This is a genomic window from Odoribacter sp. N54.MGS-14 (genome assembly GCF_000980295.1).
GTDB lineage: Bacteria > Bacteroidota > Bacteroidia > Bacteroidales > Marinifilaceae > Odoribacter > Odoribacter splanchnicus.
The window spans coordinates 1-10,298 of sequence record NZ_LARL01000086.1 but is presented as its reverse complement, the minus strand read 5'-3'; the positions used below and the strand labels follow the sequence as shown (position 1 = coordinate 10,298).

General features: G+C 42.7%; 8 protein-coding genes. 7 read left to right on the top strand and 1 reads right to left on the bottom strand.

Annotated elements, in window-relative coordinates:
* The 7 genes from WS42_RS13180 to WS42_RS13150 all read left to right on the top strand — a co-directional run.
* A partial coding sequence (locus WS42_RS13180; protein ID WP_286728635.1) for a RagB/SusD family nutrient uptake outer membrane protein occupies nucleotides 1-1,156 on the top strand: 1,156 nt, incomplete at its 5' end.
* Between the two features lie 11 nt (nucleotides 1,157-1,167).
* Nucleotides 1,168-1,956 carry a DUF4843 domain-containing protein gene (locus WS42_RS13175; protein WP_046403431.1) on the top strand — a complete coding sequence of 263 codons (789 nt, stop codon included), beginning with the start codon at nucleotides 1,168-1,170 and terminating at the stop codon, nucleotides 1,954-1,956.
* A 12-nt stretch (nucleotides 1,957-1,968) separates the two neighbouring features.
* Nucleotides 1,969-3,594: a PKD-like family lipoprotein gene (locus WS42_RS13170; RefSeq protein WP_046451226.1), complete on the top strand. Its 1,626-nt coding sequence runs from the start codon at nucleotides 1,969-1,971 to the stop codon at nucleotides 3,592-3,594.
* Between the two features lie 11 nt (nucleotides 3,595-3,605).
* Nucleotides 3,606-4,772 carry a TlpA disulfide reductase family protein gene (locus WS42_RS13165; protein ID WP_046451225.1) on the top strand — a complete coding sequence of 389 codons (1,167 nt, stop codon included), beginning with the start codon at nucleotides 3,606-3,608 and terminating at the stop codon, nucleotides 4,770-4,772.
* A gap of 85 nt (nucleotides 4,773-4,857) precedes the next feature.
* On the top strand, nucleotides 4,858-6,132 hold the full coding sequence (locus tag WS42_RS13160; protein ID WP_286728631.1) for a TlpA family protein disulfide reductase: 1,275 nt from the start codon (nucleotides 4,858-4,860) through the stop codon (nucleotides 6,130-6,132).
* A 155-nt stretch (nucleotides 6,133-6,287) separates the two neighbouring features.
* Entirely contained in the window at nucleotides 6,288-7,478 is a 1,191-nt protein-coding gene (gene kbl / locus WS42_RS13155; RefSeq protein WP_013613598.1) for a glycine C-acetyltransferase, read from the top strand.
* Nucleotides 7,479-7,576: 98 nt separating this feature from the next.
* The gene (locus WS42_RS13150; RefSeq protein WP_286728636.1) at nucleotides 7,577-8,986 is read left to right on the top strand and encodes a hypothetical protein; all 1,410 of its coding nucleotides are present in this window, start codon (nucleotides 7,577-7,579) and stop codon (nucleotides 8,984-8,986) included.
* 73 nt (nucleotides 8,987-9,059) lie between these two features.
* Here the strand turns inward: WS42_RS13150 and WS42_RS13145 are convergent.
* A partial coding sequence (locus WS42_RS13145) for a hypothetical protein (RefSeq protein WP_046451223.1) occupies nucleotides 9,060-10,298 on the bottom strand: 1,239 nt, incomplete at its 5' end.

Below are 10,298 nucleotides of genomic sequence, written 5' to 3'. Positions count from 1 at the left end.
TTATCAGAATGAATTGTGGTATACTTTCCCTTCTACCAAAACGGAAAGTTATACTAAAACGATCTGGGAAAAAATGTATAACATTATAGCTAACGTGAACAACCTGCTCTATTATTGCGATGAGAATAAACAGGTTTTTACGACCGGTCATTATTATGAGATTATAAAGGGAGAAGCTTTAGGTTTACGGGCTTTCCTGCATTTCGACCTGTTGCGGATGTTCGGCCCCGTTTATAAGGATAATCCCACTTCTAAACGCATTACCTACCGGACTGAATTCAGTAAAGAAATCAAGGAGTTGCAACCGTCGAATGTGGTCATGGACAGTATTATTTCCGATCTGAAAAAAGCGGAAACCTTACTCACCGGTACCGATCCCCTGAATTTTGAGTTTCCGGTTAGTGACTATGAGGAAGAGGATATGGGAGGCGATCGTTTTTTGGTATATCGTCATAAACGGATGAATCTGTATGCGGTGAAAGCTTTGTTGGCCCGGGTGTATCTGTATGCCGGAAATAAGACGGAGGCAGAGAATTATGCCAATCAGGTGATTGGGAGTGGTTATTTCGATCTGATCGGAGATGCTTCCGATGTATTGCGTTCGAAAGAAATTGTATTTTCGGTGTATGTGGACGATTTCGACCAGCAAGTGGCTACGATCACTAATGGGAATACCTATTATATCAGTAAGGAAGAGTTTTTGGACGAACTTTTCGATGTGGCCAATGACGGGTCGAATGACTTACGCATCCGGGAGGGGGTTGGCTTCGATTACGGTACTCATGGGATTACGATGAGAAAGTACAAACAGGAGAATTTATGGGCTTCTACAGAAGGTACGGTCGTATTGATCCGGTTGTCGGAGATGTATTACATTTTGGCAGAATGTGCTGCAACTCCTGAAGAGGCTGCCGGATATTTAAATAAGGTAAGGGAAATGCGTGGTATAGACCCGACGGTTTGTACGGAAGCCAACCGTTTGAATGAGATCGAGAAAGAATACCGGAAAGAGTTTTATGGAGAAGGACAGTTGTTCTACTTCTATAAACGCAATGGGTATACTACTTTTTTACATAGTCCGCTCAGTAATATGACCGAAAGTAACTATATGTTTTCCTGGCCGGATGATGAAACTTTGTTTGGTAAAACCAATTAATCGGAAGAATTATGAAAAAAATAGGAATAGTTATCTTTTTGATGCTGGCTTTGGCGGTGTTATACAGTTGTCAAGAGTATGAAATGGTACAGTATGGAGCAGGACAACAAATTAATTTTATGGGGGATTATTATCTGGGACAGAATAAGGAGCCCTATTGGGAGGACGATACGGCTTATCTGCACTATGAGGTGAATTTCGGTATAAATCCGTTGGGCGATTCATTGCGGGTAGATACTGTATTGATCGGGGTGAAAATCAGCGGTGCTATGGTGGATTATCCCCGGAAAGTAGTATTTAAAACCGATGCTCCTGATGAAAATGCATTGGAAGTTTTATTTCCGGAAACATATTATGTACCTGCCGATACCGGACAGGCTGTGTTTAAAATACTTTTAAAACGTCCGGCAACACGCAATGTTACATATTCGGCTAATCTGACTTTCGATTATGCCCAATCTGATTTTGAAGCGGGTACTTTAGAAAGACAATTTTTCAGATTAAAGGCCGAAGATACGGTAAATCTCGGTTTATGGGGATCCTATGAGGAAGAATGGGACGGTTACTATGCCATGTATTTCGGTGATTATAGTGAGACGAAAGCCCGGTATCTGATTACAAAATACGGAGGGACTTCCCTGAATGAATGGATGATGACCAATCAGTTTTACGATATACTCTTGTCGAACGGATTTTATACGGATTTTGAAGCCTATAAAGCAGATCCGGCCAATCAGCCTTTGATTGATGAGAATACCGGGGAATGGATCGAGATCCCGGATATTTCGGAATTACTTTAAAATTTGAACAGTATGAAAAGATTAATCTATTTTATATTAGGATTACTCGTGGCTTCGTGCTACGATGATAAGGGAAATTATACTTATCAGGAGGTAAATACGCTGGATGTTTCTTTAAATAAAGTATATTCGGTGCGTCTGGATAAAGATACGACGGTTACAATTATACCGCAATTGTCTCAGTCCTTACAAGAAAATGAGGATAATCTGGAATATACGTGGCTGCATTCGACAACCAATCATAATTTTTACGGACATGGCAAGTTCGACACGGTTGGATTGGAAAAGAATTTAAGTTTTCATATTGATCCTGAAGCTAAAAATCTGGCCTATGCCCATTATTTTCGTTTGAATGTATACGATAGAATAACGGATATAGAATATCCGGTCAATACGACCATTGAATTGATCAAACCTTATGTCGGTTCGTGGATGATATTACACCGTAAAAACGGACAGACTGAATTAGGTTCTATCGAATATATCGGGGGAGACATCGTCGTACAGGAAGATGCTTATTATAAAGAAACCGGAAAAAGATTTACCGGAAAACCGCAGGCTTTGATGTCGTATACGACTTCCTGTAAGTATTATGGTACAGGATCGGGCTGGAATATGTTTACTGTCATTACGGACGATCCGGCAGAAGCGGGCGTATATTGTCAGTGGAAACATTTTGAAAAGAAAGACAGCCTGATACGGATGGTAGCTCCGTTAGCTCAGAGTAGTTTTGATTTTCAGCATGTCACTTTAGCAGATGGTGATGGCGCTGCCAGTGCTTTGTTGCTGTCCGGCGGCATGCTTTATCAGTCGCCCCGTGCCGGGAAAATTTATAAGCCGGCTGCTGATCTGGAAGGAGAGGTAAATATCACGCTTGCTTCTAAAATTAGTAATAATGCCTTGTTGTACGATGAAGCAGGACATCGTTTCGCTTTCTATTATAATACGAGTGACGGTTTGGGTGTAAAGAAATACGATCCCTTGTATTTTATTGAAAGCGAGGAAAATACGAATCTGATCAAGGCTATACCGACCCGGGATGGAAATGTGTCGGCTGTAAATCCTAATAAACTGCCTGAAGACCAGAAAGTCTTGTATCTGGGAACCGGTTATCAGTATGCTTCTGCCTGGACCAGTGTGTATGCCTATGCTTTGGCGAAAAACGATACCAGATGTTTCGTCTATGAGTTCAATCCGAGAGGATTTAATTATTCGGACAATGCTTCGTTTAATGGCTATTATACCATAAATATCCCCCAAGGTTTGGACGAAAGTGCAGTGTTTGCCTCTACCCCTCCGTACAGTGGGCTTCTTTTTTACGCTTCCGGCAATACGGTTTATCGTTTGGATTTTAAGCAGGCAGGAGGAAAGGCGACAGCTATTTATACCCATGCCGGAGGAAAGGCGGTGAAGATGAAATTCGCTAAGCGCTATCTTTCCAGCAGTAATGCTTTCGATACTTATGAATTTGATGTGCAATATAGTTTGGGTATCGGTTTCGATATGGGAAACGGTAAAGGAGATTTTGTCATTCTGAATTTATCGTCTACCGGAAGTGTCGGTGGGGATAGTGAGCATTATCCGGCCAAGCAAGTGTATACTGATTTTGGGGAAATTACTGATTTTGTATTTATTTAAAAATAGAGCGTATGAAGGTATTTATTATACTAGCTGGTTTATTGATGTTAGGAGCTTGTACCGGCAAGCCGGAAGGCTTTGTACTGAAGGGTGAATTGAAGGGAGCTCCGGATGATCATTGGGTATTTCTGACAAATACCGGACAAACTCATTATTACGATAGTACCCGGTTAAAAAACGGACGGTTTGAGTTCAAAGGGAAAGTTGACGGTCCGGAATTGCGTTGTATTACTTATTTTAAAGATCCCTCACAACGGGTTTTTGGGTGGGATAAAATTCTGAATATTCCGGTTTTTATTGAAAATGCTGTTATTCAGGTCACTCTACCTTTTGCTGAAATGCCTTCGAAACTGCAAAAAGAACTTCCTGCCGGTTTACAGGTGAAAGGATCGGAATCTCATGATCTGTATATGGCTTATAAGCGACGGGTGACTCCGTTTGTTTTGCAGAACGATAGTTTGTTCGATGCTTACCGGCATGTGTATTATTATAAAAAAGGAACGGAAGAAGACGTATTTCGCTGTGTCCGGGAAATGGATGCCGTACGCGACAGTATCTTTTATACCGGGGTCGGTTTTATTCGTCGGCATATTTCCTCTCCGGTAGCCGTATATGTGGCTAAAGGGTTGAATGTACGGGCACATGAAAGACGGGTTGCCCGGGAGGTTGCCGGACTTTTCCCGGAAGAGTTTCGGAAAACCCCGGATGGACAGGAGCTGGAGAAGGCTGTCCTGGGCCAACCTTTATACGTTGGAGATGTATTGCCTGATTTCGAGGTATTGACCACCGGTTTGAAAAAGGTGAAATTGTCCGGGATATTACGCAAAGGTCATTATACTTTGGTGGAATTATGGGCATCCTGGTGTGGCCCTTGCCGGGCAGATATCCCCCATTTGAAAGAGACCTATGAACGTTACCATGGAAAGGGATTCGATATGGTCAGTATTTCGATAGACGACGACACGGATGCCTGGCTGAAGGCGGTAAAGGAAGAAGGAATGGCTTGGACACAGGTTTGCGGGGCGAACGGGAAGAGTTATGACAAGGAATGTATGAAACTCTTCGGAACCAATGGTGTGCCTTCCTGTGTTTTGGTCGATGCCGAAGGCCGGGTAGTCAGCACCAATGCCCGTGGAGGATGGTTGAATGAAAAATTAGCGAAATTGTTTCAGGAATAAGGATAAAATTGAAAATAATGAAAAGTATTTTGATCGTTTGTCTCTGTATGTGGGGGCTGCTCGTGTATGGGAAAAAAATAACACGGTGCATTTGTATGGTTCGTTGAAAGAATTTAAAGCGGCAGAAGTGAATATGGCTCCGGATGGAGCTGCCGGCGAGATTTCGGATGCCGGAGTGATAAAAATACCCGTGGACGCAGATGGAAATTTCGATTTGGTGTTGCCTTTGAGCAAACCTGCTTATTTCCGTATCGGACGAAATACCTTGTATCTGACTCCCGGAGATGAACTGAAAGTATATTTGGGTACTTCCCAGCCGCAAAGTACATTCGAGGGGAAAGGTATGGAAGCCAATACCTATCTGAAAGGACGCTTGTTTCCGAAAGCAGGGTCCTTTCTTTCGGCCGGAAGAAATCTGAAACCGACTTTTGAAGCGACTAAAAAAACGGTGGATAGTTTAGCTGCCCTGCGTATGAAAGAGTTGGAGGAGTTGAAAAATGTCAGTAAGGAATTTAAGCTGTTCGAAAAAGAACGGATTAAAGCTGATGTGGCGAATAGCTATATGTCTTTTGCCGGTTATTCGGACGCGATGTGGAGCGATTGTAAGTCGGAGGAAGAATTCAATCGGGTGGTAGAGAAATTTTATACCTCTATACAAGGGGATATGAATCCGATTTTGCGGGAAATTGCCGGTTCGGACGATTATCTGGATGTGGCTGTCGTGAGGGATGTCCTGGTCAGTTGCTATAACTTGAAAGCTTTCGATTATCCGAAGTCCGCCCGTTTGGCAGAACTGGTCGAAGTACTGGAAAAAGGAGAAGAACTGGAAGGGGAACTGACGCCGGAAAAATACCGGGAATTGAAAGATTTTGCCGGTAAACTGAAATATAAAGATTTCAGCGAAGCTTATCTGGGGCGTTTGGAGCGCCGGGCGAAGTTGATGGAAGGACGTCCGGCTATCGATCTCGATCTTGTGACTTCCGAGGGTAAGAAAGGAAAACTGAGTGATTATAAAGGTAAACCGATGTATGTCGATTTTTGGGCGACCTGGTGTGGCCCTTGTATGGGAGAAATGCCCTATTTCAATGAATTGAGCAGTAAATACCCGAATGTACAGTTTATCGGAATCTCGGTGGATGAAAGTGAGAAAGCCTGGAAAAACTTTATCGGGCGGGGTAGTCATGGCGCTGTCAACGAACTGAACTGTCAGGACTCCCGCACTAAATCCGGTTGGGATATTACGGGCATTCCGCGTTTCTTGTTGATCGACGAACACTTCAATATCATTTCGGCCGATGCTCCCCGTCCTTCACAAAAAGAGATCATCGAGCCGATATTGAAAAAACTCAGTAAGAAATAATATTTACCGGCATCTTTCGAAACTAACGAATTCTTAGAAAATCGGGGGATTTGGGTTCGGATTGTAACTTTAAAAAATCTTTAAGTGATATTTTTATGGGATTTCCTGAAATATTTTCTAAGTTTGAAGAAATTATATAAATAATCTTTACTGCTATGTACGGAAAATTTCAAGATTTCTTAAAGGCTGAAATTCAGTCTATAAAAGATGCCGGTTTATATAAAACCGAGCGCCTGATCGCAACACCTCAGGATGCAGAAATCAAACTGACTACGGGCGAAACCGTATTGAACTTTTGTGCGAACAACTATTTGGGTCTTTCTTCCCACCCGCGAGTAATCGAAGGAGCCAAGAAAGCATTGGATGCCCGGGGATACGGCATGTCGTCTGTTCGTTTCATTTGCGGTACCCAGGATATTCACAAAGAGCTGGAAGCTAAAATCTCTAAATTCTTCGGGACTGAAGATACTATTTTATATGCTGCTTGTTTCGATGCCAACGGAGGTGTTTTCGAACCTTTGTTCGGTCAGGAAGACGCTATCATCTCCGATGAGTTGAATCATGCTTCTATCATCGACGGTGTTCGTTTATGTAAAGCGGTTCGTTACAGATACAAACATGCCAATATGGAAGATCTGGAAGAACAGCTCAAAATTTCTCAGGCTCAGCGTTTCCGGATTATCGTTACCGACGGAGTATTCTCTATGGACGGCGATATTGCCCGATTGAAAGAAATCTGTGATCTGGCAGAAAAATACAATGCCCTCGTCATGGTAGACGATAGCCATGCTGCCGGCTTTATCGGTAAAACAGGTCGTGGTTCTGCCGAATACAACGGCGTGATGGATCGTATCGACATTTTCACCGGTACGCTGGGAAAAGCACTGGGAGGAGCTATGGGAGGCTATACGACAGGTAAAAAAGAAGTGATTGAGATGTTACGTCAGCGGTCCAGACCTTACCTGTTCTCCAACTCTCTGTCTCCGGCTATTTGCGGGGCTTCTATCGCTGTATTCGATATGTTGACGGAAAGTACCGAATTGCGTGACCGTGTGATGAGCAATGCCGAATATTTCCGGGGTAAACTGAAAGAGGCCGGATTCGATATCAAACCTTCTGAATCGGCTATCGCTGCACTGATGCTTTATGATGCCGTATTGTCACAGCAGTTTGCTGCCGAGCTGCAGAAAGAACATATTTACGTTACCGGTTTCTATTATCCGGTCGTTCCGAAAGGACAGGCACGTATCCGTATCCAGTTGTCGGCTGCTCATACCCGTGAACAACTCGATCGTGCAATCGCAGCCTTTATCAAAATCGGTAAAAAATTGAATGTCATTCAATAAATTTTGTCTTCACACTCTTTCAGGAGTGGTTAGATTTCGGAAAGAGGTGTCGTTTGTGATACCTCTTTTCTATTTATAAATTTTCTGGTATGAATAAAATGAAAGCTACTGCCTACTATTTAAAAATTTTTTGCTTTTTAGTACTTCCGATATTATCGTATGCTTGTCCGGCTCTGGCCGTCGGTTCCGGAAATGAAAACGAAGCTGTTGCCGGCGAAAATAAAGCGTTGAAAGAGAAAATGGTTCGGTTCTTTTTAAATTACCTGGCGGGCGATGAAACCTTATATCAAGACAATAAACCGGTATCTTTGGTCGATATTGCCCGTCAGCGCCAGTTGGTTTGGGAAGCGTGGGTAGAAGCGAACAATCGGTTTGACGAGCAAAAATTGATCGGACTCGGTAAATTGGAACAGGAAAACTCCGGTAATTGGGATTTGCCGGCAGAGCTCGAACCGCATGCTGTTATGCCCTATTATTGGGGATGTAAGGGAGAGCCCGGGCCTGAAGGGGGATACCCGCTTTACCTCTATATGCATGGTTCCGGTGATAAGGCTCAGGAATGGGCAACCGGGATCTTACTTTGCCAAAAATTCGACGATGTTCCTTCGGCCTATTTTATACCCCAGATTCCCAATATGGGTAATTATTACCGCTGGTGGCAAAAATCAAAACAGTTTGCCTGGGAAAAGTTGTTACGCCTGGCTTTTGTTTCCGGAAATATCAATCCCGATAAAGTCTATTTTTTCGGTATATCCGAAGGGGGATACGGTAGCCAGCGTCTCGCCTCTTATTATGCCGATTATCTGGCCGGAGCAGGACCTATGGCCGGGGGAGAACCTTTGAAAAATGCACCTGTCGAAAACTGCCGGAATATTGCCTTTTCTTTTCTGACCGGAGCCGCAGATGCCGGTTTCTACCGGAATAAACTGACAACATATACTAAAAATGAATTTGAAAGATTAAAGAAATTGTATCCGGAAGATTATATCCATCGGATAGAACTGATTCCAGGGAGAGGACATGCTATCGATTATACGCTTACGACTCCCTGGTTGAAACAATATACCCGCAACCCTTATCCTAAAAATGTAAATTGGGAAAATTTCGAGATGGACGGAGTGTACCGGAAGGGATTTTATAATCTGGCCGTTAAGGAGCGTTCGAATGATGACTATTCTTCCCGGACTTATTATGAATTGGCGATAAAAGAAAATGAAATCTCATTGAAAGTTGATCTGGTTACTTATAAAACGATCGAGACCGACCCTAATTGGGGGATAGAACTGAAATTCGAAAAAGATTATCGGCCGGCAACCAAGGGAAAGGTCGTGATTTATTTATGTCCGGAGCTAGTCGATCTGAATAAGAAAATCACTCTGATTGTCAATGGTAAAAAAGCATTTCAGGGAAAAGTAAAGCTTGGACTCGAACATATGGTAAATAGTTGTGCCACTTTTTATGATCCGGCAAGAATATATCCGGCAGCCATTGAGGTGAATATAAAGTAGTCTTGTTAAACGAAATAAAGTCTGATAGGCGATAAAAGAAGGTTGTCCCTTTGCAGAGACAACCTTTTTATAGTTAATCGTGTTTCCCATTAAATGCCCAATTGGATTTGTAACTCCAACGGGAGGGACAACGATCGGTCACCATCCTCATTCTCCGGGCCTGATCGACCGTAATGGAATTTTTACGACTGTTTCCTTCCATTATATTAAAAGAGGTATAGCGTTTCCCTTCTGCTTTTTCTGTTTTGAAAATCGTGAAGTTATTAAGTGGGTCATAGAAATAAGTATCCGGACAAAAGTCCGTATCTCCGTCGATCAGATTATTTTCATTTTCTCCGGTTTCCCAGTTATAACTTTCAGAATACTGCATTGTCTTCAGTCCCAGATAATAGCCGAAAATAGTAGCCAATTCCGTTGCATCATTTTTCTCCATCGAATTGACATTCAATACTCCTTCGTAGTTCAACAAGATAGCTACATCTTTGTAATCCGTTACATCGGCTGCTGTAAAACTTTCGACTTCCGTTGCTGTAATTCCCGGAATAGCTTCCTGTCCTTTCTGAATGACGGTCGGAGGAACTGCTATGTAAGTATAGGCTCCCGTTGATGTCCAGCCGTCAGCATATTTTGCCACAAAGATATTCAGATAACGGTTCGGATCCCAAATTCTGCCGGGGGTATTGATGAATTGCTCGTAGGCGGTTTTGTTCATGTCCGAAGATAAGTTGATGACCTCTTTTCCTTTCTCTGCCAGTAAATTTCCATTTTGGTCGTATTCTGCCAGTTTGAAAACGATCTTTGCATTTCCTCCGTTGGGATTTTTAGAAATCAAGCCATTAAAAATATTATTCACCCGGTCTAATTTTTCCTGTAACTTTTCTACAGAAATAGAATAGGAAGGCCGGGCATTTGCCGGAGGCACCAATAAATGGAAAATCACCGGATATACAATCTCCTGGTATTCGTTAGGGTCAGGTAAATCCCGGCGTTTTATTTCCAAAACATTACTCTTTAAATCTCCCCCTTGTGCATAAAAACGCAACACATCCCAGTCTGTACGGGTAGTGGAAAAAACGTTGTTCTCGACTTTATTACCTTGTTCATCATATACAGCCAGATAACCTGCCGGTAATTCATCGTCGGGGATTTGATAAACCAGCGTATCCAGTACTTCCGTATAGGAAAGGCTGTCACTGGTTTCATACTTTTTCATCACCTTGATTTCTTTTATTCCGTAAGCCATAATCCGGAAATTCATTTCTGCCTCACCGTCAGGTAATAAAGTTTCGTGATCGGCCATCAATTCGAGGAT